The sequence below is a fragment of the Rhodococcus sp. ARC_M12 genome (genome assembly GCF_022810385.1).
Taxonomy (GTDB): Bacteria; Actinomycetota; Actinomycetes; order Mycobacteriales; family Mycobacteriaceae; genus Rhodococcoides; species Rhodococcoides navarretei.
In genome coordinates this window covers 79158-103382 of sequence record NZ_JALGQI010000016.1, presented here as the reverse complement: position 1 = coordinate 103382, position 24225 = coordinate 79158, and the positions used below count along the sequence as shown (strand labels likewise).

The following is a 24225-nucleotide window of genomic DNA, read 5'->3' as shown; positions in this document are numbered from 1 at the left end:
CGCCATCCTACGAACCCCTCTTGACTTGTGATCGCCACCACTCTAGTTTCGGAATGCGTTCCGCAATACGAAATGGATGGTGTGTATGACTGCGACACTCAGGGAACTGACCGAACAGGGCCTCGTGTACGCCCCCGGCGTGTGGGACGGGCTGACCGCCAAGCTCGCCGAGCAGGCCGGGTTCTCGGCCCTGTGCGCCTCCGGCTTCGCCGTGTCGGCCGCCCTCGGACTGCCCGACGCCGAGCTCTACACGATGACCGAGAACCTCCAGGCCGTGCGCACCATCGGCGAAGCATCCTCGTTGCCGCTGGTCGCAGACATCGACACCGGCTACGGCAACGCGGTGAACGCAGCGCGGACCGCAGGCCGATTCGCCGCCGCGGGTGTTCAGGGCGTCTTCATGGAAGACCAGCTCTCGCCCAAGAAGTGCCCCATCTGCGTGGGCGAGCCGGTGGACCTGATCAGCGTCGAGGAAGCGTCGGGCAAAGTACGGGCCGTCCGGGATTCGCTTCCGGATCACGTCCTGATGATCGCCCGCACCGATGCGCGGGGCGACGACGCGATCCGACGCGCCACCGCGTACGTCGACGCCGGGGCCGACATGATCATGCCGGTCACGAAGACGTTCGAGACCGCCGAGGAGTGGGCGCGCTGTCACGACGAGGTGGGCGTCCCGCTGATGGCGACGTTGACCGCGTCGACGTGGACGGAGCGCGAGTTCACCCCGGAGGTGTTGCAGCAGATCGGCGTTCGACTCGCTCTCCTGCCCACACAGGTGCTGATGGCCGCCACCGGAGCCGCTCGTGAGGCTCTGCGCCGCCTGGCCGGCGGCGAAGCGCCGGCCGATGTCAGTGCAGACGCACTGCAGCACAGCGAGTTCGTCGACCTCATCGGCTTTCCGGAAGTCGAAGCAGCGCAACGCAAGTACCTGCCCTCCGAGACGAACGTATGACCGAGATGAGCTCCGATGCATTGACGATGGTCGAGAAAATCCTCGGCCGAACCTGTGACGCCGAGGTGGTGCACGCCGGGGAGAATCACGCTGTCCGGCCCGCTCGCATGATCGCCTACGACTTCCCCGGCTACACCGACGTGATGTTTCGGCAGATGCGCGAGGACTTCGGCATCACCGAACTCGTCGACCCATCCCGGTACGTCGTCTTCATCGACCACATGCTCACCAAGAAGAATGCCAAAGAACAAGAGGTGCACCAGGTCACGCGAGATTGGTGCGAGTTCTACGGCATCGAGCTGCACGAGGGTCGTGGCATCGGACATCAATTGACCGCCGAGCTCGGTCTGGCGACCCCAGGCGACTTCCTCGTCCACTTCGACGGGCACATCAGCGGAATCGGTGCCTTCGGCGCACTGGGTTGGGGCATTCGCCGCGATCTGATCGAGGCCTGGGTGACGGGTCAGCTGTACGTGGACATTCCGGCCACCACCCGGTTCGACCTCGTGGGTGAGTTCGGTCCCGGCGTCGACAGTCGCGATCTCGTGCACACGATCATCGACCTGGTCGGAGCCGATGGATGTGCCCACCAGGTCATGGAGTTCGGTGGCCCCGGAGCGCGATCGATGAAGATCGACCACCGGCAGGGGCTGTGCGGGATGGCGATGTTCACCGGCGCGGTATCGGCGATATTCGAGCCCGACGAACTCTCGCTCGCCTACGCCCGTGATGTCGCGCGCGCAGAGTTCACCCCCGTCCTCCCCGATGAGGGGGCGGCCTACGCAGCCCGCCACACCATCGACCTGTCGACCATCGTCCCGCAGGTGGTGCAGCCCGGATCGGCCCGGGCAGCGAACACCCACACCGCTGCCGACCTCGCCGGTATCCCGATCACCAAGGCCTTCATAGGATCCTGCGCCAGCGGTCGTATCGAGGATCTGCGTGCGGCGGCTCTGGTGCTCGACGGCCGGACCGTCGCTCCCGGCGTCGAGTTGAACGTCGTGCCGACCTCGCAGAAAGTGCACGATCAAGCAGAAAGCGAAGGGCTGCTGGACATCCTGAGGTCGGCGGGCGCGCACATCGCGGTGTCGAGCTGCGACTTCTGCTTCGGATACCAGAAGCCGTTGGCGGCCGGCGAGAACTGCATTTCCACCGGGGTGCTCAACATCTCCGGCCGGATGGGTAGCTCCGACGCCAACATCTATATGGGTTCGCCCTTCACCGTCGCGGCCAGCGCCCTCGCCGGGACGATCGCGCAGGTGGGCTCATGAGCGCGTACCCGCCGCCACCGGAGGTCATCGAAGGCCGTGTGGCGTGGATCTTCGGTGACGACTTCGACATCGACCTCGTCGTGGGTGTCGCCAACATCAAGTCCTACGACCCAGACCACTTACGGTCGGTGTGCATGACGGCGTACGACCCGGACTTCGTGGACCGAGTTCGGCCGGGAGACATCATCGTCGGCGGACGCAATTTCGGCTACGGCCACCCGCACTATCCGCCGATGGTGGCGCTCCGCAACCTGGGCATCAGTGCCGTTGTGGCGGAATCGTTCTCGCCCGGATTCTGGCGGGGCGAGACCTTCAACGGAATGCCCCTGATCACCATTCCCGGAATATCCGACGCGGTGGCCGTCGGTGACGATGTCAGACTGGATTGGCGTCGGGCCGAGGTGTCGAAGCAGGACGGCACCACGATCACCGGTCATCCACCGAATGCCCGAACCGTCGCCGTCATCGAAGCAGGCGGTTCGTACGAACTTCTTCTCTCCGAACACCGAAGCACGCAACCACTCACAGAAGGATCAGCGCGATGACGAACACCGAACACTCCCGCGCAGGAGTCGTACCGCCCAAGGCGGACACCACGACCGCGCGCCGAGCTGCGCTGGCCGGAGGTGTCGGCACGCTCATCGAGTACTACGACTTCGCGGTCTACGGCTTCCTCGCCGTCATCATCGCGCCGCTGTTCTTCCCCTCCACCAGCCCCGGCGTGTCGATTCTCGCGACCTTGGCCGTGTTCGGTGTCGCCTATGTCGCCCGTCCGCTCGGCGGAATCTTCTTCGGCCGACTCGGTGACCGCAAGGGCCGTCGGCACGCCCTCGTCATCACCGTGGTGTGCATGGGTGTCGCCTGCGGCATTCTCGGACTGCTGCCGACGCACTCGAGCGTCGGGGTGCTGGCACCCATTCTGCTGGTCATCATCCGGCTCGCCCAGGGATTCTCGGCGGGCGGTGAGATCGGCGGAGCCGCAACCTACATCGCGGAATCGGCACCGCCGAACCGTCGGGGATTCTTCGGGTCCTTCACGCCGGTGGGATCGACACTCGGCTTTGCCGTCGCCGCGGCCGTCGTCGGGCTCGTGGCTCTGATCACGACCGACGAACAGATGTCGTCATGGGGATGGCGCATCCCGTTCCTGCTCGCTCTGCCTCTGGCGTTCGTGTGTCTCCGGGTGCGGCTCAAGCTGGAGGACAGCCCGGAGTTCGAGGAGATGGCAGCCAAGAACGAGGTCGCCAAGAGTCCGTTGAGTGTCGTGGTGAAGAAGCAACCGTGGTCGGTGCTCCGCGTCGTCGGCATCGCGATCGCGATGAACGGATCCGGGTACATCGGACTGACCTACTTCAGCGTGTATCTGATCAACGACCTCGGGTTCTCGAAGGACTCGGTGTACTGGACGTCGGCAGTGGCAATTGCGTTGGCCTGCGCCACATTCCCGCTGAGCGGCATGCTCACCGACAGGTTCGGTCGCAAACCGGTACTGCTGTTCGGCTACGTGGCGTACGTGATCATCGCGCTGCCGGTGTTCATGATTCTCGGTGCCACATCGAGCATTCTGATCGTCGGCGTCGTCTACTTCGTGTACATGGTGCTCAACGGTGTGGTGCAGGTACCGGCTTTCCCGCTGTTCACCGAACTCTTTCCTCGAGCGGTTCGGTACACCGGAGTGTCGTTGGGCTTCAACATCGGAACGATCGCGGCAGGCGGAACTGCGCCGTACGTGGCCGCACAGTTGGTCGAATCGACCGGCAACGCCATGTCACCGGCGTACTGGGTGATGGGCGTGTGCGTCATCGGTGTTGCGACGGTACTGACCATCAAGGAGACGGGCCACAGCAAGCTTCCTGTGTAGCTCGCGGCGCTCTGCTGTCAGCAGAGCGCCGATCAGTTCGGTCGGGGCGGGTCGGTGAACTCGACAGACGCGCGCGGAATCGCCAGACGCGTTCGGAATTGTCAACGGATCGTTGTCGAATTCGCGCGCGTGTGACGAACGCGCGCGCGTTTGCGGGAAAACCGGCCCCACTACCCCACTATTCGTCACTCTTGAAGCAAAGCTAGAGATGGATAGACAACGCTACGGAGCGCAGAGTCGTCGTACGGCACCCTCGATTTTCGATGCCCGACGCTGGTGTTCGGTGTCGTCGATGGGCCCGCAGTCGCTGCCGGGTGCGGTCATCCACGCCGAGGTGATGCCGAAGATCATGGTGAACAGGTCGTCGACGGTGAAAGCGTCGGAGATCAGACCTTCCTGCTGTGCGACTGCCATGGCGCTGCGTCGCTGTGCGATGACCGAGCGAATGTCGTCGGTGCCCGAGGTCGCCGTACCGCCCTGGAGTTGAGTCCACAGCAGCAGTCGGTGCTCCTCGGGATGCGCGGCGAGATGCAGGTATTCGCGCGCCGCGTATCCGCCGAGGTCGTCGACCGCGAAGGGGACCTCGTCGATGAACCGTGCGAACCCGTCCTCGACGACCGCCCGGAACAGGGTTTCCTTGTCTCCGAAATATGCGTACAGGCGTTCCTTGCTGGCCTTGGCTGCAACCGCGATGCGATCCACCCGGGCCCCGGCCAGTCCGTGTTCGGAGAACTCGTCACGGGCAGCGATGACGATGCGGGCGCGGGTTGCGCTGGCGTCAGGCTTCATAGCGGCCACCCTACCTCGCCAACCAACTAGTTCGTTTGACACCCGGTGCCGCATCGCTTACCTTTTCGATCGGGACATTTTTCGTGCCCAGAATCAACGAGTACGAGTGGGGTAGAAACATGTCGCAGGTCTCCGAGCGTGAAGCGTCGGATCCGAATCCGAATTACGAGCGCCGGTGGTTGGTGCTCTGCATCGTCGCCATCACGCAGCTCACGATCGTGCTCGACGGCACGATCGTCAACATTGCGCTGCCGCAGGCACAGCTGGACCTGGGCATCAGCGACAGCAGCCGCGCCTGGGTCATCACCGCCTACGCGTTGTCGTTCGGCGCACTCCTGCTGCTCGGCGGACGCATTGCCGACTACTGGGGACGCAAGCGCTCGTTCATCGTCGGCATGGCAGGCTTCGCCGTTGCCTCCGCCATCGGCGGACTCGCCCAAGAGGGCTGGCAGCTGTTCATCGCACGCGCAGGCCAAGGTGTCTTCGCCGCACTACTCGCACCCGCAGCACTGGCCATCCTGACGGTCACGTTCACCGACACCAAGGAACGCGCCAAGGCATTCGGAGTGTTCGGAGCGATCGCCGGTGGCGGCGCAGCCGTCGGCCTGCTTCTCGGCGGAGTACTCACGGAATACGCGAACTGGCGCTGGTGCCTGCTCGTCAACATCCCCGTTGCGATCTTCGCCATCGCAGCCGCTGTCCCGCTGGTCAAGGAAAGCAAGGCGCACGGAGACACTCGCTACGACCTGCCAGGCGCGATCCTCGTCGCACTCGGACTGGCATCGCTGGTCTACGGCTTCACCGAAGCCGAAGACGGCTGGGCGACGGTACCCACCATCTCCTTCATCGCGCTCGGCCTCGCTCTGCTCGCCGCGTTCGTCGTCGTCGAGACCAAGTCCGACAACCCGTTGCTTCCGATGAGCGTGCTGCTGGACCGTGACCGCGGTGCCGCATACATCGGATCCGCGGTGATCGGTGCCGCACTGCTCGGCGGCACGTTGTACCTCACCTTCTACTTCCAGATCGTGCTCGAGATGAGTCCGGTGATCGCCGGCGTCGCGTCACTCCCCATGACCGGCGGCATCCTGATCACCGCTGCGATCGCGTCCGCTCTCGTTCCGAAGATCGGGCCCAAGCCGCTGATGGCCGTCGGCCCCGTCGTCTCGGCGATCGGCCTGCTCCTGCTGACGCAGATCGGCGTCGACACCTCCTACTGGACGCACGTGCTCCCCGGCGTCGTGCTCCTCGGTCTCGGCCTCGGTCTGCTGATGGTGCCGATGCAGAACGTGGCGCTCATCGGCGTCCCCGATCACGACGCGGGTGCCGCATCCGCTCTGATCAACGCCACTCTTCAGGTCGGCGGCGCACTCGGCGCCGCAGTGTTCACCACGGTGTACACCTCGTCGAAGACCACCTACCTCGCCGAGAACCCAGCGCCGACGCCGCCCGCAGGAGTACCCGCCGAGGCCCTCGCAAGCCAGGAAGTCCCCAGCGACGAGGTGCTGGCCGCGTTGCCGGAGCCGATCCGCGACTTCGTGCTGGCCACCATCGATCACGCGTTCGCGGCCGAGGTATCGGGCTACGCCTGGGCCTTCGGAACCGCCGCGATCCTGGTCGCGCTGGTGTGCCCGGTTGTGCTCGGGCTCGTCCGCGCGAAGAAGGACGACCTGCCCGTCGGAGACACCCCGGTCCACATCGGATAGCTCCACAGTGACAAGAACCCCGCTGCTCACCCGTCGAGCAGCGGGGTTCTTCGTTTCGAAAGTGTCGTCAGTCCGGGTCGATCGCGTCGGCCTGCGCCGTGAGCAACATGTGCAGCAATTCCGGCGGCAGGGCCATGGGCGGCATCGCACCGAGGTCGATCGAGTTCTCGGTGTCGCCGTTCAGTTCCACCACCTCGTCGTGCAGGCTCTCCATCTTCTCGTCGAGCTTGTTCGCGCTCTCGGCGGCCTCGGTCAGTTCGGCCAGCAGAGTCGGTGGAATCTCTCCGCGGTACTTGTAGAAGATCTTGTGTTCCAAGCTCGCCCAGAAGTCCATCGCGATGGTGCGGATCTGTAGTTCGACGAGCACCGGCTGGACGCGGTCGGACATGAACACCGGAATCTCGACGATGAGGTGCAAACTCTTGTAGCCGTTGGGTTTCGGGTTCGCGATGTAATCCTTGACCTCGACGACCCGAATGTCGGTCTGGCTGCTGAGCATGTCCGCGATGCGGTAGGTGTCGGAAATGAAGCTGCACGTGATTCGGACCCCGGCGACGTCGAAGATGCTCTCGCGGATCGCATCGAGCGTCAGAGCGCACTTCTTGCGTCGGGCCTTGTCGATGATGCTTTCGGGCGTCTTCAACCTCGACGAGACATGCTCGATGGGGCTGTACCGGTGAATGTGGGTGAATTCCTGCTTGAGGATGTTGATCTTGGTGATCAGCTCGTCGATCCCGAACTTGTAACTCATCATGAATCGCGTGAAATCGTGTCTCAGCCGACCCAGGTCGACTTCGGCATCACCGTTCTTCATGACCTCGTTCATGGACACGATTGTCCACGACGGCGGGCCGGGCGCGCGCGGCGCGAGAATCGAAGCTCGCATCACTGCACGACGGGCCCAGTTCCGGTGTGAATCTCACGACCCCGCAGGACTGGCACTGGTGCGTCCGGTGATGCCCGAGCTCACACGAACACGCCCGCGAACCGACGAGAACAGAATTGGCGACGAGCCGATGACCGTTCCCGCATCGAGTCGGCGCTCTCTCGGCCCATCGATCCCCCACGCGGTACAGCGAACCGGCTGCGGGCTCTGGTTCGAGTGCCATCGCGCGCGACCGCCTTCGAGATCCATGCCATCCGATGTGGACCGCCCGAAGTGGCTCCGCTGGCCGCATCGCCAACTTCGGGGGCCCGCTCAGACTAACAGAAATCGAACGTATGTTCTAACGGGTCTGTCAAAACCACGTCTTGCGGCCACCGACTGCGCGCCCCATCGAACCGAGCACCGTCAGGACCGCGCCGACGACCACCAGGATGATGCCGAGAGTCGTCAAAATTGAAATACCGGCAAAATAGCCGATGAGGGCGAGGATGATTCCGAGAACGATCATGACTACTCCTGGTGCCAAAGTGAGTCCGCTACCGACGAATTGCCGATGGGACCGAACCTACCCGGGCGCGTTGACGATTGCTCACAATTGTCGCTATTTTCCGGCATCCACTTTCGCCGCGAGGAAAGCCTCCGGATCGATGAGATCCGCCTGCCCCACGATCGATCCCAGATCCGCGATGCGCTCGATGCCGGTGAGCACCATCTCCTCCTCGACGGTGCCCTCGGCGTAGCCGTAATAGCACGTCGAGGTTGTGTGGTTGTGATCCTTGTCGATTCGGTTCGCGCGGCCCTCTATCTGCCTGATGTCGATGGGGGTCCACCTCGGGTCGTGAATCAGCGTCACGCGTGGCGCAAGGGTGGAGACCGTCCCTTCCGGGAGCAGTAACTCGTTGGTGTGCAGGTTGATCGCGCTCGTGGTGGTCGAGACGATGACCGATGCGTCGCCGGTCTGAAAGCGTCTGATCGACGCCTCCTGATCTGGGCTGCTCATGCTCCCGTCGACCACGGCGACGTCGAGGCCCTCGTCCCGCAGCGTCTGCGCAAGTGCGGCGACGGACTCGCGGTAGAACATCGAGACGAACACCTGATTGCCTGCCTTGACCCACGTCCGTATCTGGTCTGCAGACGCCGGAATGCGCAAGTAGGAACACTTCTGGCGGAAGCGCAGAGTCGCGGCGCGGGTGCTCGGGTTCTTCTGCAGCACTCGCTTTCCGCCGACGGCCTTCCAGATCGGCAGGCCGACTTCCTTGCGGTAATCCACCCACGCCGAGTTGTAGAGGCGCTTCTGCGCGGCCGTGAGTTCCTGACCGAGGGGCTCCCGCGGAGTCGGCGGGGACGGCCGCGAAATAGACCACGGCACAGCGCCTCCCGACAACCAGCTGTGCACCGACGCGATGTCGCGGGCGCGTCGGGCCGCGTCCTCGGGCTCCCAGCGCCACGTCGTCAACCCCGTCGTCGCCTTGCCTGCTTTGACGGCGAACCCGGATTCGATGAGGAATTCGGCCCACTTCATCGTCACCGCGTAGCCGAGATACTCCTCGTCGCCCAGGATCTCGACCCCTCGGCTGCGCTCGACCGCGCGAGCCATGTACGCGAAGTGCAACGGCTGATAACCGGGCGTGGCAGACATCCACACCACCGAGCGAGCCGCCTCCTGATACCGCCAGAGGATCTGCGACTGCTGGGATTCGATGTTCATCAACGCATGCGACTCGTCGGCGATCACCACGTCGATGTCGAACCGAAGCTCGCCCAGCGAGATGGTCCGTTTGTTCTGCGTCCGTTTACGTTTGCCCAGATCGGTCTCGGGCGGAACAGACAGCAGCTTCTTGGTGGACTGGTAGGTGATCAGCAACCACCGCTTGCGGTCGGACGGCTCGATGTCTGCCTCGCTGTCTGCGATGGTGCGACGCCACCCCGGCAACGCACCCTTGGGTGCGACCACCAGCACCGTGCCGATCTCGGCCGCCGACATCTGCCGGACTGCCTCGCACACCGCCAACGTCTTGCCCAGACCCGTCGAATCCATCTGCGCGAAATAGGGGAACCCGTCCTCGAGCGCGGCGAGATGGCGTCGAACGGACTCGAGTTGGGTGTCGCGAGGCTGCATGGCCCGTTCGCGCACCTCTTCGTCGCGCCAACTGTCGTTCGCGTCGTCCTCGAGCCACCGCTGCAGGCTGTACGGCATCGACTCGTACGGCTGCAGGTACTCGGGCAGTTCGGTTCCGTAATACGCGAACACGCGCGGGCCCGGATACCAGCGCGCCCCGGCAGCACCCGCCGCCGACCGATCCTCGAACGGCACGTCCAACACCCAGACGCGCTCGCCGGGATCGGGCACCCGCAGATCCGGAGCAGCGGACTTGCGGGGCGAGGTCTTGCGCGGAGCGGCTCTCTTACGAGGTGCGGCCTTCTTCGGGGCAGCTTTCTTTGCCGCAGGCTCACCGTTCTTCGCCGCCGCGAACTTTCGTGCAGCGCTGCTCTGCCCGGCCTTGACGGTGCGGGCAGTGGTGGATCGGGCTGTGCGTCTACGAGGTGGCATCGGATCCAGTCTGTCGTACGGTGTGCACGAACACCGTAAAGGAGCCCTGTGACACTCGAGAACGACCCGCGCGCCGTAGTACTCGTCCACGATCAGGACCCCGCTCTCGCGCGACGCGACATCGGCACCCTCGACGCCGAATTGCGCACCAGGGGTTTTCAGTTGGACGTGCATTCCTTCGATCACAGCCCTGATGTCGCACCGCCGCGACTGTCCGACGCGCAGTTGGTCGTGGTCATGGGCTCACCCGATGCCGCGTACGACGACACGCTGACGTGGCTCGCGCCGGAGATCGCGTACGTGCAGCAGGCGATCGATGCGCAGGTCCCGGTTCTGGGCGTGTGCTTCGGCGGCCAATTGCTCGCTCGCGTGCTCGGCGGATCCGTCCGCAAGTCCGAGCACCCCGAGTACGGATTCGTCGACGTCGAGACCTCCGATCCCGAGCTCGTCGCGGCGGGCCCGTGGATGGAATTCCACGGCGACACGTTCACCGCTCCGCCGGAGGCCACGGTCATCGCCCGCAACGAGGCCGCGCAACAGGCCTTCGTCCTCGGACCGCACCTCGGACTGCAGTTCCACCCCGAGATCGACCTCGATACCTACGATGCGTGGGCCGCGGCGTGGGACCGCGACGGCGTCGAACACGGTGTGGACGTGCACGAGATTCGCCGGGCCATCGCCGACGCCGAACCTGCAGCTCGGGTGCGTTGCTCGGCTCTGTTCGACGCCTTTCTCGCCCGATCCTCGGCGGTGCCCCGGTAGGGTCGAACGATGACCGAGGCCAGGCCCAGCAACTTCAGCGATCACCAACTCGGCATCTACGCCGCCGGGATGTTCGCCCAGCAGACACCGTCGATCACCACCAACCTGGCGAGGCTGGAGGACCAGGCTGCCGAGAAGCTCTCACCCGAGGCTCTCGGCTACATCGTCGCCAGCGCGGGCAGTGGCTCGACGGCCCGTGCGAACCGTGCGGCTTTCGACAGATGGGCCATCACGCCGCGGATGCTGCGCAGCTCGGCGGCCCGTGATCATGCGTGCACCGTGCTCGGCACCGATATGCCTGCACCGCTGCTGATCGCTCCGGTGGGTATCCAGACTCTCGCGCACCCCGACGGAGAGCTCGCCACCGTCCGTGCAGCCGCGGAACTCGGTGTGCCGTACATCCATTCGACGCAGGCCTCGCACTCGTTCGAGCAGATCGCCGAGGCGGGTGGCGACGCGCCCCGCTGGTATCAGTTGTACTGGCCGACGGACGAATCGGTTCTACTGAGCTTCCTGCAGCGCGCGAAGGACACCGGGTTCACCACACTGGTGCTGACGCTCGACACGACGTTGCTGGGCTGGCGGCCTGCCGATCTGGACCGCGGCTACCTCCCGTTCCTGGCCAACCTCGGCATCGAGAACTACCTGACCGATCCGGCGTTCCAGGCCGGACTCGCTCAGCCCGTCGAGGAGAATCCCGTTGCGGCCGCCATGCATTGGGCGCAGATGTTCCCCAATCCGGGGCTGTCGTGGAAAAATCTGGCGTTCCTGCGCGAGCATTGGGACGGCCCGATCGTGCTCAAGGGCATCTGCACCGTCGGCGATGCCCGAGAAGCGGCCGCTCATGGAGTCGACGGCATCGTGGTCTCCAACCACGGCGGTCGTCAGATCGACGGTGCCAGAGCATCACTCGACGCATTGCCGTCCATCGTCGAGGCGGTGGGCGACGAACTGACCATCCTGTTCGACTCCGGTGTGCGCACCGGCGCCGACATGGCCAAGGCTCTTGCCCTCGGGGCCGATGCGGTTCTCCTCGGCAGACCGTTCCTGTACGGCCTCGCGCTCGGCGGGCAGGAGGGCGTTGCACACGTATTACGTTGCCTGCTGGCCGAATTCGACTTGGTGACCAGCCTGTCCGGCCATACCGGCGCGGGCGAGCTCGGCCGCGACTCGATCGAGGCGTCCTGATGGAGTGGACGAAGCACGCCATCTGGTGGCACCTGTACCCGCTCGGCTTCACCGGCGCGCCGGTGCACGGGTGGGACGGTGAGTCGCAAGCGGATCTGCATCGGCTGACCAGAATCGAGAAGTGGCTCGACTACGCCCTCGAACTCGGCGCGTCGGGCATCGCCCTCGGTCCGATCTTCGAATCCGAGAAGCACGGCTACGACACCGTCGACTACTACCACGTCGACGGCAGGCTGGGTACGGACGAGGACATCGATTCGTTGATCGCCGCTGCGCATTCGCGCGGCCTCAAGGTGATGTTCGACGGCGTCTTCAACCATGTGGCGCAGAGCTTTCCGAAGTTCCGTGAGGCTCTGGCCGAGGGTCCGGACTCCGAGACCGCGGGGTGGTTCCACCTCGACTGGTCCGGCGACGAGCCGACGCATCGCAACTTCGAGGGCCACGACGAACTGGTGGCACTCAACCACGAAAGCCCGCACGTGCAGCAGTACGTCGTGGACGTGCTGTCGTACTGGCTCGAACGCGGCGTCGACGCCTGGCGGCTCGACGCGGCCTACGCGGTGCCACCACGTTTCTGGTCGGCGGTACTGCCGAAGGTTCGCGAAAAGCACCCGGACGCATACTTTCTCGGCGAAGTCATTCACGGCGACTACGACCGCATCGTCTCGGCCTCCACGCTGGATTCGGTCACCCAGTACGAACTGTGGAAGGCGATCTGGAGTGGGCTGAGCGAGAAGAATTTCTTCGAGCTCTCGCACGCGTTGGAGCGTCACAACGGCTGGCTCGACGCCTTCGTACCCGCCACGTTCGTCGGCAACCACGACGTCAATCGCATCGCCAGCGTTATCGAGGACGAGCGACATCTGGTGCATGCGTTGGTGGTTCTGTTCACCGTGGGCGGTATGCCGGTGATCTACTACGGCGACGAGCAGGCGTTTCGAGGCATCAAGGAAGACCGCGTGGGCGGCGACGACGAGGTCCGTCCCGAATACCCCGACACGCCCGAGGATCTCGCCCCGTACGGCTGGCCGGTCTACCGAGTGCATCAGGAGCTGATCGCCGTACGGCGTCGCCATCCGTGGCTGCACTCCGCGCGCACCGAGACGCTCGAGCTCACCAACACCGCACTGCTCTACCGTGTGTACGCGGAAGACAATTCCATGACGGTGGCGCTCAACCTCGGCGACGGAGCCATCGACTACCCGGCCCAGGGCAGCGAAGTACTGGCCGGTGAGGCGCACCTGAACGACGGACGGGTAAACGTTCCGCCGCATGGGTGGGCTGTCATCGGCTGATCGCTGCATACGGTTGTGTTCGGCTGTCTACGTCGAGCGCAAGAGAGCGGTAGAGAGACCTACAGGTACAGTCGACCGCGACACGGGGTGCCCGTCAGGGCTGAGATCACACCCGTCGAACCTGATCTGGTTAGGACCAGCGAAGGGAATGTCGTGACGTTTCGGTATTCCCTGTCCCTCGCGACGGTCCCGACCTCGAACGAGAGGCGGAGCGCATGAGACTCGACGAGCAGACGGTGTTGGTCACCGGGGGTGGACGCGGGCTGGGAGCAGCGATCGCCGCGGCGTTCGCCGGTCAGGGTGCCCGTGTGGTGATCGATTACCGGAACAGCAAAGATGCTGCCGAAGCGCTGGCGGACCGACTTGGTGGACAGGCTTTTGCGGTTCAGGGCGACGTGACCGACGAGAGCGCGGTGGCCACGGTGTTCGACTCGGCCCGTGCGCACTTCGGCACCCCGATCACCACCGTCGTGAACAACGCACTGGCCGACTTCTCCTTCGACGGAGATGCCCGACCCAAGGCCGACACCATCACCTGGGAGCGTTTCGACGCGCAGTTGCGTGGCAGCGTCCGCGCAGCGTTGCTCACCACTCAGGCCGCACTGCCGGGTATGCGTGAGGCGGGCTTCGGGCGAATCATCAACGTAGGCACCAACTTGTTCCAGAATCCAGTGGTGCCGTACCACGACTACACCGCCTCCAAGGCGGCTCTGCTGTCACTGACCCGCACCCTCGCCGCCGATCTGGGCGCGGACAACATCACCGTCAACATGGTCTCGGGTGGACTGCTCCGCACCACCGACGCCAGTGCCGCCACCCCGGCCGAGGTGTTCGACTTCATTGCCGCCTCGACCCCGTTGCAACGCGTCACCACTCCCGAGGAATTCGCCGATGCCCTGCTGTTCTTCGCCTCGCCGTGGGCGCGCTCGGTGACCGGCCAGAATCTCGTCGTCGACGGCGGCCTGGTCAAGGACTGACATGCACCTCAACGCGTTTCTGTACGGCTGCGGCCACCACAGTGCGGCGTGGCGTCATCCCGATTCTCGAGTGGAGGACCTGGGCGATATCTCGTACTACGAGGAACTCGCGCAACTCGCCGAACGCGGAAAGTTCGACGCGGTGTTCTTCGCCGACGGACATTCGGTGCGGGATCCGGCCGGAGCCGGAACGTGGTTTCTCGAGCCGATCACCGCGCTGTCGGCCATGGCCAGAGCGACCACGCACATCGGTCTCGTCACCACGGTGTCATCGACGTTCTACACCCCGTTCCACGCTGCACGCATGTTGGCGTCGCTCGATCACATCAGCGGCGGCCGTGCCGGCTGGAACGTCGTCACCTCCATGTTCGACGCCGAGGCGCGTAATCACGGAATGGACGTCATCCCCGGTCGCGAGGAGCGCTATGCACGCGCCGAAGAGTTCGTCGATACTGCACTGGCGCTGTGGGATTCGTGGGATACCGATGCCTTGACGCTCGATCGGACGGGGATGTACGCCGATCCGGCCAAGGTGCACTCGATCGACCACGACGGCAAGCACTTTCGAGTCGACGGCCCGCTGACGGTACCGCGTTCGCCGCAGGGCAGGCCGGTTCTGTTCCAGGCCGGTGCGTCGGGACCGGGGCGTGATCTCGCGGCGAAGTACGCCGAGGCGATCTACGCCGTCGCCTACGATCTTGTTGCCGCGCAGAGCTATTACGGGGATGTGAAGTCTCGCATCGACAGTGCTGGTCGCGACAGTGCGACAGTGGGCATCATGCCGGGACTGGTGACGTACATCGGGTCGACGATGGACGAAGCCCGCCGCAAGAAGGCCGAACTGGACGAGCTGCTGCCCACCGAACAGTCGCTGGCGATGCTGTCCACCTTCACCGGACAGAACTGCGCTGCTTGGGAACTCGATGCTCCGTTACCGTACCTGCCACCCGCAGCAGAGTTCACCGGACCACAGGGCCGTTACGAGACAATTCTGCGGATCGTAGAGAAGGACGCTCCCACCGTGCGGGAACTGCTCGGCACCCTGGCGGCCGGGGGCGGGCACGCCACCATGATCGGCACGCCGGAGTCCATCGCCGACGAGATGCAGTCGTGGATCGGACGCGGCGCCGACGGATTCAACCTGATGTGTCCGCGTTACCCGGACTCACTGGAGGATTTTGTGGACCATGTGGTTCCGATCCTGCAGCAACGCGGCCTCTTTCGATCCGAATACACGTCGTCGACGCTGCGCGGGCATCTGACCGGTTGACCTGAAGGTTCAGTCCAGCGAGTCGATGAATTCCGTCGTCAATCGGGCAATGTCGTCTGCATGGGAGATCGGCGACCAGTGTCCGGCCGGAATATCGTTGCGGGTCAGGTTCTTCACCCACTTGCCGGTGTCGTCGTAGTGGTACGGACGCACCGCGACGTCCTCGGTGTTGACGATGAGATGCACCGGGATGTCGATGTACCGGTCGCGTGGATTGGTCAGCAGCGGAATGATGTTGGCGCGATACAGCTTGGTGCCGTTGGTGGCGTCCGACCACAGCGTGGGGTTCTGGGTGACGAGCTTCGGATCGACTCCCGAGAACTCTTCGAGGAATGCGGGCCAACCCTTGGCGAACTGGCGCTTGATCCGCAGCGTGGAGAGCCCGGGGATGTGGAAGGTGACGGTGTACCAGGACGCTCGCGTCTGGGCGAGGACCTGCTTGATACCGGTGAGGGTGGGTTTGCGCAGCCGCGACTGCGACCATTTGCCGAGGTGATCGAGGTTCGGACCGGAAATCGATGTGTACGAGCGGATTCGATCCTTGGCCTGCGGTTGGGCGGCGGCTTCCCATACCTCCACGGCACCCCAGTCGTGGGCGAGCACGTGCACCGGGGCGTCGGGGCTGACGGCGTCGGCGACGGCGTAGAAGTCCGAGGCCAGCCGGGCCAACTTGTACGCCGACTGCTCGGCAGGCACCGAGCTTTCGCCGGCTCCGCGCGAGTCGTAGCTGATCACCCGAAAACGGTCCTCGAGCTGCGGCACGATGTGGCTCCACAGTTCGTGAGTATCGGGCCACCCATGAACGAGGACGATCGGGTCCCCGTCGGGGTTACCGCTCTCGAACACCGCCAATCGAATGCCCTCGTTGACGACCGTCGTGCGAACTGCGTTGCTGCTCACTGTCTTTCCGTTCTATAGATCGAGTACGAGACGCCCGCTGCGTGCGCGGGAGACGCAGATGAGCATGTGATCGCGCTGCTCTTCGGGGGTCAATCGCGTTTCGAGGTGCTCGGGCTCACCGGAGAGCACGCGCACCTTGCAGGTACCGCAGAAGCCCTGCTGGCACGAGTACGCGATATTGGGTTTCTGTTCCTTGACCGCGGTCAATACAGAGGCGTCGGCGGCGACGTCGAGCACAGCTCCGGTGCTGATCAGTTGCACCTCGAACGGCGTGCCGTCGAGAATCGGCGGCGGGCCGAAGCGCTCGAAGTGCAGTGCGGTGGCAGGGCACTGGCTGAAGTCGCGGCGGACGGCGTCGAGCATGGGGGTAGGACCGCAGCAGTAGACGGCACCGCCTGCGGGTGCGCGCTCGAGCAATTCACCCTCAGCTGGGTACCCGTACACGTCATCGGTCCGGACGAACACCCGGTCCGATTCCCAGCTCTCGATCTCGTCGAGAAAGGGCATCGTGTCCCGCGAGCGACCGCAGTAGACGAACTGCCAGTCCATCCCGAGAATTCGTGCGGCACGGACCATCGCGATGATGGGCGTGATGCCGATCCCGCCCGCCACGAACAGCGCGCTGCCCTCGGCGACGAAGGGAAAGCCGTTCCGTGGGCCGCGAACGGTGACCTCGGTGCCGGGCTCTAGTGCATGCATCTCGATGGATCCACCAGCGCCGGTGGGGATTCGGCGCACGGCGATGCGGTAGCAGCTACGGTCGGACGGATCGCCGCACAGCGAGTACTGCCGACGGCGACCCGACGGCAGGTGCAGATCGAGGTGGCAGCCGGGATGCCAGGTCGGCAGTTGCTCCCCCGTCGGCGAGGCGAGGGTCAGAGCGGCGACGTTCTCGTCCTCGGCGACAATCTCGCGGTCCACGACCACCAACCGCAACGCGGAATCGGGATTGTGGCCGGCGACAGCGTCGTCGTACTCCCTGCCGGCAGTCGCGTGCATGTAGCCGTTGAGGAACGTTCCGAGCATCTGCATCGAGCGATCGGCGCGAGGGCGTCCACGCAGATCGGGCGGCGCATCCTTGGGCAACAGTCGTGGAACTCGACGTGTCGAGAGCTTCACCGCGCCGCAGCCTGCGCGGCGGGTGACGACGCCAAGTAGCGCACGGCCTGAGCCGTAGAGCCTTCCTGGCTGGGGTGATACGACTTCTTCAGGTAGCGAGACATACTGCGGCCGACGTGCGTCAGCGCCGGCAGAGTGCCGCGGCGAACCGACTTGCGCCACAGGGCAGAACGGGGCTTGCGGACCGACTTCGGTGCACTCTGCAGCTCCGGGTCGTTCTTCATCAGGAAGATGATGCCGCGCATCCAGATGTACCCCATCAACGGCACGACCACCACGAACGTGCGCAGGCGACGTACCTCGCGCTTGTCGAAGTACCGAAGGGTGTCGTACGCGACCGAGCGGTGTTCCACTTCTTCGGCACCGTGCCACCGCAGCAGATCGAGCATCGTCGGATGGATGCCGGCTCGGTCCAGACCGTCGGCGTTGAGCACCCAGTCACCGAGGAACGCCGTCACGTGTTCGATGGCGGCGATGAGGGCCAGCCGCTCGACGAGGTTGTTCTTCGATCGCAGACTCGTCACCGAATCGGATCCGAGCACCTTGCCGAAGGCCCATTCCATCTGATCGGTGAACGGAGTGGGGTCGAGTCCGTTGTTCTGCAGGTGCACCAGGACACCGGTATGCGCCTCGGCATGCACCGCCTCCTGCCCGATGAAGCCGATGACGTCGTCGCGCAGCTTCTCGTCGTCGATGTACGGGAGGGCCTCTTTGAACGTGTCGACGAACCAGTGCTCGCCGGCAGGGAGCAGTAGATGCAGCACGTTGAGTACGTGCGTGGTGTACGGATCTCCCGGCACCCAGTGCATCGGCAGATCGGTCCAGTCGAACTTCACGTTCCTGGCCTGCAGCATCACTTCGCCGGGATCCGACGCGACGGTGTTCCGTTCGTTCATCGAGTCCACCTCCTCCACATCCACATGTGTGGCCGATGCCACAGTGCGCGCTTTAGTATAAACACCGGTTACAGGTAAAAGGAACCGTGTCGGAGGCGCCAGGAGTGGAGCCTGCGGAACGACAGTCGAGCAGTGAGAGACTGCTGTGATGACCGACCCCTCCCCAGCGGCTGTTCCCCCGAGCACCGTCCCCATCGCCTGGCCTGCCGAATGGCCCGCCGAGGTGCGACGGATCGCCGATGCCACGAACGATGCCCTCGCCTCGGTGGCGGCGCGGGATCCGATCGCGTTCGACGACGCCGTCGAGCTACTGGGCCGCTCGGACTCGGCGCAGGCCGGTCACGTGCATGCCGAAATGGTACGCACGTTGCTCGAAGAGGTACATAGCGATGGACTGACCGGTGAGGACGTCCAGGAGGTGCTCGGTAGAACCGTGCGAGGCGCGGACTGGCTGCCGAATCTGGACATCGCCGGGTTCGTCGAGGTGCTCACCGGAGCCCTTGGCGTCGCCGATGTGGAAGAGCAATCGCGCAGGAAGCCGAGGCCGGCCCATGCATTGCTGGTGGTCGCGGACCTACTCGCGGTGCGCCGCGGCCGCGCCGAGACCTACCTGCGCCGCGCACTGGCCGAAGTCCACCGAGCCGAGACGATCGAAATGCCCTAGCACGATCTTCGCCCGTCTTGTCCATACGCTAGACGGTCGTAGAAAGCGCTACCGACGCCGACGACGAACTCGAAGTTATGGACACTTTTCGGCGGATTTTCGTCCCCAACTTCGAGTTCGCGGCGTCGGTTGGGGCTACCGATGCAGAAGGTTGGCCCCAGCGAGGATGGCCCTGATGGACGACAGGGTTGCGTCGGGCTCGGTGGCCATCGACCATTCGCGGCGACCGTCGTGCTCGGCCAGCACGAAGGTAGAGGTCTCGTCGCCGATGATCTGCTGGTGGAACGAGAGAATCTCGATGCGGAACCCGGCGTCGTGGAGCATGGACGTCAACGCCTCGATCGGTCCGTATGTTGTTGCGGCACAAGCGAAGATGGTGTCACCGATACCGAAGGTGGCGTCGAACGACGTCTTGCCCTCGGTGGCCCCAGTTCCGGTCCAGGAGCCCAGCCGAAGAGGGCCGGTGGTGGGCGAGAAGCGGTCGACGAAGGCCGTCCACGACATGTGTTGCCCGGTGATCTCGTCGCGCATCGTGCGCGGCAGGGCGCTGCCGAAACGGGCATGGAACGGATCCGTGGCGAAAGTGGAAGCAAGTGAATTCATGAAGGTGGTCTTCCGAATGTGAAGGGAGGACCGAGAGAGCACGACGACCCGCAGCGAGGGGTCGGTCCGAATCAGACCCCGCTACGGCGGCGTACTACGAGAATGCGCTTCACGGAGCCGACAGTAGCCCCGGCCTCGGCCGTCCCGCAAGTATCGAACGAATACAGATCTCTAGGACACGAACTAGATGTCCGCATATGTCGCACGATTCGTTGTAACTTTGGCCCCATGGACCCCGTGCGTAACCCCTACGCTCCCGGCGCCGGCCAGCGCCCACCCGAGCTCGCAGGTCGAAAGAAGCAGCTCGACGCCTTCGACGTCGTGCTCGAACGCATCACCCGCGGCCGGCCGGAACGCAGCGTCGTTCTCACCGGGCTTCGAGGCGTCGGGAAGACGGTATTGCTCAACCAACTCCGATCCGCGGCCATCGCCCGCGGATGGGGCACCGGCAAGATCGAGGCTCGGCCGGACCAGGAACTGCGCCGACCACTGTCGTCCGCGCTGCACATGGCGGTCCGCGGCATCGCGGCCTCGCATCGCGATCCCGAACGGGTCGACGACTTCCTCGGCGTGCTCAAGGCCTTCGCCCTGCGCTCCACCGCCGACAAGGGAATGCGGGAGCGGTGGCAACCGGGCATCGACGTCCCGGCGAAGACCGGCCGCGCCGATTCCGGCGACATCGAGATCGACCTCGTCGAACTGCTGCTCGACGCCTCCGCGCTGGCCGGGGACGTGGGCGTGGGCATCGCCATCTTCATCGACGAGATGCAGGACCTGGGCCCAGCCGATATCTCCGCGCTGTGTGCGGCCTGCCACGAGCTCAGTCAGGACACCGCGCCGCTGATCATCGTCGGGGCGGGGCTGCCGCACCTGCCCGCGGTGCTGTCTGCGTCCAAGAGTTACTCCGAGCGCCTGTTCAGTTACCACCGCATCGGGCGGCTCGAGCGGGCCGCGGCCGACCTGGCCCTGATCGCACCGGCCGATCGAGAGGACGTCGAATTCACCCCCGATGCCCTCGACGCTCTGTACGCGGCCGCCGACGGCTACCCGTACTTCGTGCAGGCGTACGGGAAGGCGACCTGGGATCTCGCTGCCGACAGCCCGATCTCGGCCGAGGACGTGCGTGTCGCTGCCCCGACGGCAGAGGAAGAGCTGGCCGTCGGATTCTTCGGTTCGCGCTACGAACGCGCGACGCCCGCCGAACGCGAATACATGCGCGCGATGGCCGAGTTGTCGGTGGACGACGGCTCGGTGCCCACGTCGGCCGTGGCGACCGAGCTCAAACGCAAGCCGGCATCGCTGTCGCCTGCCCGGGACGGACTCATCAAGAAGGGCCTGATCTACTCGGCCGAGCGCGGCACCATCGCCTTCACGGTGCCGCATTTCGGGCGCTACCTGAGAGCGCAAACCGACGAGCCCGCCGCGGTCTGAGGCGTCGACCCTATGACTGCGCCCGCGCCCCGCTCAGCTTCTCGAGGCGACGCACCGCGGCGCGATCTGTGCGGTCGACGTTGACGAGATCAGGGTCACCGTCGTAGAAGTCCATCAGCCGCTGATCCATCACCTTGCGCCACAACGGCGGCACCATCGCGCAGAAGATCATCACGGCGTATCCGGCCGGGAGTTGCGGGGACTCGTCGACGGTCCGTAGTGCTTGGTAGCGGCGCACCGGATTCGCGTGATGATCGCTGTGGCGTTGCAGGTGGTACAGAAACAGGTTGCTCCACAGGTGATCGCTGTTCCAGCTGTCCCGGTGCGAGGGCTTGGCGTAGCGACCGTCCGGACGTGTGGTGCGCATCAGGCCGTAGTGCTCGAGGTAGTTCGCCGCCTCGTACAGAACGATGGCGATGGCGGCCTGAATCAGTAGGTACGGCAGCACGATCCACCCGAACAGCGCGATCAGTACGCCGAACAGAACGATGCTCATCGCAGCCGCGTTGAAGAGGTTGTTGCGCAGCGTCCACGGCGACGAGCCCGACCGTGCGAGTCGACGGGATTCGAGATCCCAGGCCGAGTGCAGGCCGTGGAACATCGTGCGCGGCAGGAATTTCCAGAACGATTCACCGAATTTGGCCGATGCCGGATCCTCGGGGGTGGCGACGCGCAGATGGTGGCCGTGATTGTGTTCGACGTAGAAGTGGCCGTACAGCGTCTGCGCCAGGGTGACTTTGGAGAGCCACCGCTCGACGTTCTCGCGCTTGTGCCCCAGCTCGTGCGCGGCGTTGATACCGACGCCGCCGACGACGCCCACGGTGACGGCCAGGCCGATCCTCTCCGGTGTGCCGAGTGGGCCGTGTGCCCACAGGTAACACGCGGCCACCAGACCGGCGTACTGCAGCGGCAGGAAGAGATAGACACACCACCGGTAGTACTTGTCCTTGTCGAGCGCTGCGAGAGCGTCCTCGGGCGGGTTGCTGCGATCGACGCCGGCGAACTTGTCGACCAGTGGCAGTGCGATGCCCATGATCATCAGACCGAGTGTCCAGAATGCGCCGGGGCCGAGGAGTGTCACCAAGCCCCACGCCAGGAACGGGCTCAACGGAATGATCAACCCCAGCGGCCACAGATAACGCTTGGGATCGCGCCACGTCGGGGAGGCCCGTAGGGCGTCCTTGTCGAGCATGCGTGAACTCACTCCTGATCATCGAGACTGCCCACGCGGTACGAGGGGGTGCGGTGGTGGTCTGTCACAAGTACATCGCCACGCCTCTGAGGATAGTTACCTAGACGAATCTATGGGGTTCGAGCGATGGGCCGTCGCAGGTGTCGCGGTCCTTGTACGGTGACCGAATGCAGCATGTCGAGTCGGCGTTCGTCGGGGTACACGGAACTCGTATCGTCTACGACGTCTGGACCCCGGACGTCGCCGCCGAGAAACCACCGACCGGCGTCCTGGTGCTGGCCCACGGGCTGGCCGAGCACGCAGGACGGTACCGTCACGTGATCGAGCGGCTCGGCTTTCTCGGTCTCGTCGTCTACGCGCCCGATCACCGCGGGCACGGACGATCCGGCGGCAAGCGGGTCACGCTGGCGAAGTGGTCCGACTTCACCGACGACCTGCACACGCTCTTCGGCATCGCTGCGGAGGAGCACCCCGGCAGCCGCACCTTCCTCCTGGGACACAGCATGGGCGGTGCCATCGCACTGTCCTACGCCCTGGACCATCAGGGCGGCCTCGACGGTCTGATGCTGTCCGGCCCGGCCGTGGTTCCCAGCGTCGGGCAACCGAAAGCCCTCGTGGCGGTGGGCAAGATTCTCGGACGCTTCGTACCGGGCGCTCCCGTCCTGAAGCTCGACCCCAACCTCGTCTCGCGGGACAAGAACGTCGTCGACGCGTACGTTGCCGATCCGTTGGGCTACCACGGCAGTGTCTCGGCGGGCCTGGCCGCGGCGATGCTCGGCGCCGGCGAGTCCTTTCCGGCCCGTCTGCCGTCGTTGAGGATCCCGGTGCTGCTCCAGCACGGAACTGCCGACCGATTGGCCGACGTTTCCGGCAGCGAACTGATCGCCGACCTGGCCGGATCCGACGACCTCACCCTGAAGAAGTACGACGGGCTGTTCCACGAGGTGTTCAACGAACCGGAGAAGGAGCGTGTACTCGACGACCTCATCGACTGGTTGCGTCCCCGTCTATCCACCGGCGCTGTAAGTTCCTGACGGATCTTTTCGAAGAAGGGGTACGACCATGACCAGGCGAGCACTCGTGTTGGGCGGCGGCGGAGTCGCAGGTATTGCGTGGCAGACGGGCGTCCTGCTGGGATTGGCGGAATCGGGAGCCGACGTCACCGACGCCGAGATGCTGCTGGGCACGTCGGCCGGCTCCTCGGTGGCAGCGCAGATCTCGAGCGGTCTCCCGCTTGCGGAGTTCTTCGAGCGCCAAGCAGACGAGGCGAAGCAGGACGACGAACCGCATGCCGAGACGACCATCGACGAACTGGTCACCATGTTGGCTCGGGCGGCGCAGAACTCCGACGGCAGTGCTCTCGACACCCGCAGGCGCATCGGTACCGAGGCGCTGGCGGCATCGACGATCACCGAACGCGAGCGCCGCGCGATCGTCGGACGACGGCTGCCGACGCACTCGTGGCCCAACCGCGATCTGAGGATCGTCACCGTCGACGCGCTGACCGGTCGGCATCGGGTTCTCGACCGTGGCTCGGGCGTCGAACTGGTCGACGCGGTGGCTGCGAGCTGCGCTATCCCCGGCATGTGGCCGCCGGTGACGATCGGTGATCACCGATACGTCGACGGCGGTATCCGAGCCAGCGAAAATGCCGATCTGGCAGTCGGTTTCGAGAAGGTGCTGGTGCTCAAGGTCGGCGCGCTCGACCTCGAGAACGATCCCTTCGAGATCGAACGAGAACGGTTGACCAAGGGTGGCTCGAAGGTGGAAGTGATTGCCCCCGACGCCGAGTCGACGGCAGCAATCGGACCCGATGCCACCGACATCGCCGTCCGATCGGCTGCGGCCATCGCCGGACGGGCGCAGGGCCGTGCCATCGCCGAGCGCATCGCCGAGTTCTGGGTGTAGAGAACGT

Annotated in this window: 23 protein-coding genes and 1 riboswitch; of the genes, 14 read left to right on the top strand and 9 right to left on the bottom strand. The window is 64.9% G+C overall.

The features are described from left to right. Window positions 1-76 precede the first annotated feature (76 nt). From MTX35_RS19890 to MTX35_RS19875, 4 genes are read left to right on the top strand one after another with little or no spacing between them, the layout of a single operon-like run. Entirely contained in the window at window positions 77-952 is an 876-nt protein-coding gene (locus MTX35_RS19890) for an oxaloacetate decarboxylase (protein WP_374230338.1), read from the top strand. Further along, window positions 949-2223, top strand: a complete 1275-nt coding sequence (locus MTX35_RS19885) for an aconitase family protein (RefSeq protein ID WP_374230337.1) — start codon at window positions 949-951, stop codon at window positions 2221-2223. The genes MTX35_RS19890 and MTX35_RS19885 overlap by 4 nt, the downstream gene beginning before the upstream one ends. Then, window positions 2220-2768: a 3-isopropylmalate dehydratase gene (locus MTX35_RS19880; RefSeq protein WP_243596610.1), complete on the top strand. Its 549-nt coding sequence runs from the start codon at window positions 2220-2222 to the stop codon at window positions 2766-2768. The genes MTX35_RS19885 and MTX35_RS19880 overlap by 4 nt, the downstream gene beginning before the upstream one ends. Next, window positions 2765-4084 (top strand): MFS transporter, encoded by a 1320-nt coding sequence (locus MTX35_RS19875; protein ID WP_243596609.1) that lies wholly within the window; start codon window positions 2765-2767, stop codon window positions 4082-4084. The genes MTX35_RS19880 and MTX35_RS19875 overlap by 4 nt, the downstream gene beginning before the upstream one ends. Before the next feature lie 222 nt (window positions 4085-4306). On the opposite strand, the gene MTX35_RS19870 is transcribed toward MTX35_RS19875, so the two are convergent. After that, entirely contained in the window at window positions 4307-4873 is a 567-nt protein-coding gene (locus MTX35_RS19870; RefSeq protein ID WP_243596608.1) for a TetR family transcriptional regulator, read from the bottom strand. A gap of 83 nt (window positions 4874-4956) precedes the next feature. On the opposite strand from MTX35_RS19870, the gene MTX35_RS19865 reads away from it, so the two are divergent. After that, window positions 4957-6576, top strand: a complete 1620-nt coding sequence (locus tag MTX35_RS19865; protein ID WP_243596607.1) for an MFS transporter — start codon at window positions 4957-4959, stop codon at window positions 6574-6576. 67 nt (window positions 6577-6643) lie between these two features. On the opposite strand, the gene MTX35_RS19860 is transcribed toward MTX35_RS19865, so the two are convergent. From MTX35_RS19860 to MTX35_RS19850, 3 genes are all read right to left on the bottom strand, one after another. Then, a complete protein-coding gene (locus MTX35_RS19860) occupies window positions 6644-7402 on the bottom strand; it encodes a GTP pyrophosphokinase family protein (protein WP_374230336.1) in 759 nt (252 codons plus the stop codon). A gap of 412 nt (window positions 7403-7814) precedes the next feature. Then, the gene (locus tag MTX35_RS19855; protein ID WP_243596606.1) at window positions 7815-7970 is read right to left on the bottom strand and encodes a DUF6131 family protein; all 156 of its coding nucleotides are present in this window, start codon (window positions 7968-7970) and stop codon (window positions 7815-7817) included. A gap of 93 nt (window positions 7971-8063) precedes the next feature. Further along, window positions 8064-10013, bottom strand: coding sequence for a DEAD/DEAH box helicase (locus MTX35_RS19850; RefSeq protein WP_243596605.1), 1950 nt, complete (start codon window positions 10011-10013; stop codon window positions 8064-8066). Between the two features lie 48 nt (window positions 10014-10061). Here MTX35_RS19850 and MTX35_RS19845 point away from each other — a divergent pair, with 48 nt between their 5' ends. The 5 genes from MTX35_RS19845 to MTX35_RS19825 all read left to right on the top strand — a co-directional run bounded on the left by MTX35_RS19845 (window position 10062) and on the right by MTX35_RS19825 (window position 15505). Then, complete coding sequence (locus MTX35_RS19845) at window positions 10062-10775, top strand: type 1 glutamine amidotransferase (protein ID WP_243596604.1); 714 nt, start codon at window positions 10062-10064, stop codon at window positions 10773-10775. Between the two features lie 9 nt (window positions 10776-10784). Then, the gene (locus MTX35_RS19840) at window positions 10785-11963 is read left to right on the top strand and encodes an alpha-hydroxy-acid oxidizing protein (RefSeq protein WP_243596603.1); all 1179 of its coding nucleotides are present in this window, start codon (window positions 10785-10787) and stop codon (window positions 11961-11963) included. Further along, window positions 11963-13258, top strand: a complete 1296-nt coding sequence (locus tag MTX35_RS19835) for an alpha-amylase family glycosyl hydrolase (RefSeq protein ID WP_243596602.1) — start codon at window positions 11963-11965, stop codon at window positions 13256-13258. Before MTX35_RS19840 ends, MTX35_RS19835 begins: the two co-directional genes overlap by 1 nt. 73 nt (window positions 13259-13331) lie before the next feature. After that, a riboswitch (TPP riboswitch) is annotated at window positions 13332-13424 on the top strand. A gap of 49 nt (window positions 13425-13473) precedes the next feature. Continuing rightward, window positions 13474-14235 carry a 3-oxoacyl-ACP reductase gene (locus MTX35_RS19830; RefSeq protein WP_243596601.1) on the top strand — a complete coding sequence of 254 codons (762 nt, stop codon included), beginning with the start codon at window positions 13474-13476 and terminating at the stop codon, window positions 14233-14235. 1 nt (window position 14236) lies between these two features. After that, on the top strand, window positions 14237-15505 hold the full coding sequence (locus tag MTX35_RS19825) for an LLM class flavin-dependent oxidoreductase (RefSeq protein ID WP_243596600.1): 1269 nt from the start codon (window positions 14237-14239) through the stop codon (window positions 15503-15505). A gap of 9 nt (window positions 15506-15514) precedes the next feature. Here the strand turns inward: MTX35_RS19825 and MTX35_RS19820 are convergent, their stop codons facing one another. The 3 genes from MTX35_RS19820 to MTX35_RS19810 form a co-directional block, all read right to left on the bottom strand. Further along, window positions 15515-16405 (bottom strand): alpha/beta fold hydrolase, encoded by an 891-nt coding sequence (locus MTX35_RS19820; protein WP_243596599.1) that lies wholly within the window; start codon window positions 16403-16405, stop codon window positions 15515-15517. Window positions 16406-16417: 12 nt separating this feature from the next. Further along, entirely contained in the window at window positions 16418-17437 is a 1020-nt protein-coding gene (locus MTX35_RS19815) for a PDR/VanB family oxidoreductase (RefSeq protein WP_243596673.1), read from the bottom strand. An 83-nt stretch (window positions 17438-17520) separates the two neighbouring features. Next, window positions 17521-18420: a metal-dependent hydrolase gene (locus tag MTX35_RS19810; RefSeq protein WP_243596598.1), complete on the bottom strand. Its 900-nt coding sequence runs from the start codon at window positions 18418-18420 to the stop codon at window positions 17521-17523. A 148-nt stretch (window positions 18421-18568) separates the two neighbouring features. On the opposite strand from MTX35_RS19810, the gene MTX35_RS19805 reads away from it, so the two are divergent. Further along, window positions 18569-19084, top strand: a complete 516-nt coding sequence (locus MTX35_RS19805) for a hypothetical protein (RefSeq protein ID WP_243596597.1) — start codon at window positions 18569-18571, stop codon at window positions 19082-19084. Between the two features lie 135 nt (window positions 19085-19219). On the opposite strand, the gene MTX35_RS19800 is transcribed toward MTX35_RS19805, so the two are convergent. After that, window positions 19220-19687, bottom strand: coding sequence for a 2-isopropylmalate synthase (locus MTX35_RS19800; protein ID WP_243596596.1), 468 nt, complete (start codon window positions 19685-19687; stop codon window positions 19220-19222). A gap of 228 nt (window positions 19688-19915) precedes the next feature. Between MTX35_RS19800 and MTX35_RS19795 the strand changes: the two genes are divergently transcribed. Further along, window positions 19916-21118, top strand: a complete 1203-nt coding sequence (locus MTX35_RS19795; RefSeq protein WP_243596595.1) for an ATP-binding protein — start codon at window positions 19916-19918, stop codon at window positions 21116-21118. Window positions 21119-21128: 10 nt separating this feature from the next. Here MTX35_RS19795 and MTX35_RS19790 read toward each other — a convergent pair whose 3' ends face one another. After that, window positions 21129-22310, bottom strand: a complete 1182-nt coding sequence (locus MTX35_RS19790) for an alkane 1-monooxygenase (RefSeq protein ID WP_243596594.1) — start codon at window positions 22308-22310, stop codon at window positions 21129-21131. Between the two features lie 167 nt (window positions 22311-22477). Between MTX35_RS19790 and MTX35_RS19785 the strand changes: the two genes are divergently transcribed. Further along, on the top strand, window positions 22478-23344 hold the full coding sequence (locus MTX35_RS19785) for an alpha/beta hydrolase (RefSeq protein WP_243596593.1): 867 nt from the start codon (window positions 22478-22480) through the stop codon (window positions 23342-23344). A gap of 28 nt (window positions 23345-23372) precedes the next feature. Next, on the top strand, window positions 23373-24218 hold the full coding sequence (locus tag MTX35_RS19780) for a patatin-like phospholipase family protein (protein WP_243596592.1): 846 nt from the start codon (window positions 23373-23375) through the stop codon (window positions 24216-24218). Window positions 24219-24225 lie beyond the last annotated feature (7 nt).

Excerpts from the sequence above, each read along its gene's own strand:
- MTX35_RS19870 (WP_243596608.1), bottom strand. The coding sequence starts at position 4,873 with ATGAAGCCTGACGCCAGCGCAACCCGCGCCCGCATCGTCATCGCTGCC.
- MTX35_RS19835 (WP_243596602.1), top strand. The coding sequence starts at position 11,963 with ATGGAGTGGACGAAGCACGCCATCTGGTGGCACCTGTACCCGCTCGGC.
- MTX35_RS19780 (WP_243596592.1), top strand. The coding sequence starts at position 23,373 with ATGACCAGGCGAGCACTCGTGTTGGGCGGCGGCGGAGTCGCAGGTATT.
- MTX35_RS19805 (WP_243596597.1), top strand. The coding sequence starts at position 18,569 with ATGACCGACCCCTCCCCAGCGGCTGTTCCCCCGAGCACCGTCCCCATC.
- MTX35_RS19830 (WP_243596601.1), top strand. The coding sequence starts at position 13,474 with ATGAGACTCGACGAGCAGACGGTGTTGGTCACCGGGGGTGGACGCGGG.
- MTX35_RS19850 (WP_243596605.1), bottom strand. The coding sequence starts at position 10,013 with ATGCCACCTCGTAGACGCACAGCCCGATCCACCACTGCCCGCACCGTC.
- MTX35_RS19880 (WP_243596610.1), top strand. The coding sequence starts at position 2,220 with ATGAGCGCGTACCCGCCGCCACCGGAGGTCATCGAAGGCCGTGTGGCG.
- MTX35_RS19890 (WP_374230338.1), top strand. The coding sequence starts at position 77 with ATGGTGTGTATGACTGCGACACTCAGGGAACTGACCGAACAGGGCCTC.
- MTX35_RS19885 (WP_374230337.1), top strand. The coding sequence starts at position 949 with ATGACCGAGATGAGCTCCGATGCATTGACGATGGTCGAGAAAATCCTC.
- MTX35_RS19795 (WP_243596595.1), top strand. The coding sequence starts at position 19,916 with ATGGACCCCGTGCGTAACCCCTACGCTCCCGGCGCCGGCCAGCGCCCA.
- MTX35_RS19840 (WP_243596603.1), top strand. The coding sequence starts at position 10,785 with ATGACCGAGGCCAGGCCCAGCAACTTCAGCGATCACCAACTCGGCATC.
- MTX35_RS19810 (WP_243596598.1), bottom strand. The coding sequence starts at position 18,420 with ATGAACGAACGGAACACCGTCGCGTCGGATCCCGGCGAAGTGATGCTG.
- MTX35_RS19815 (WP_243596673.1), bottom strand. The coding sequence starts at position 17,437 with ATGCAGATGCTCGGAACGTTCCTCAACGGCTACATGCACGCGACTGCC.
- MTX35_RS19875 (WP_243596609.1), top strand. The coding sequence starts at position 2,765 with ATGACGAACACCGAACACTCCCGCGCAGGAGTCGTACCGCCCAAGGCG.
- MTX35_RS19790 (WP_243596594.1), bottom strand. The coding sequence starts at position 22,310 with ATGCTCGACAAGGACGCCCTACGGGCCTCCCCGACGTGGCGCGATCCC.
- MTX35_RS19800 (WP_243596596.1), bottom strand. The coding sequence starts at position 19,687 with ATGAATTCACTTGCTTCCACTTTCGCCACGGATCCGTTCCATGCCCGT.
- MTX35_RS19860 (WP_374230336.1), bottom strand. The coding sequence starts at position 7,402 with ATGAACGAGGTCATGAAGAACGGTGATGCCGAAGTCGACCTGGGTCGG.
- MTX35_RS19855 (WP_243596606.1), bottom strand. The coding sequence starts at position 7,970 with ATGATCGTTCTCGGAATCATCCTCGCCCTCATCGGCTATTTTGCCGGT.
- MTX35_RS19785 (WP_243596593.1), top strand. The coding sequence starts at position 22,478 with ATGCAGCATGTCGAGTCGGCGTTCGTCGGGGTACACGGAACTCGTATC.
- MTX35_RS19825 (WP_243596600.1), top strand. The coding sequence starts at position 14,237 with ATGCACCTCAACGCGTTTCTGTACGGCTGCGGCCACCACAGTGCGGCG.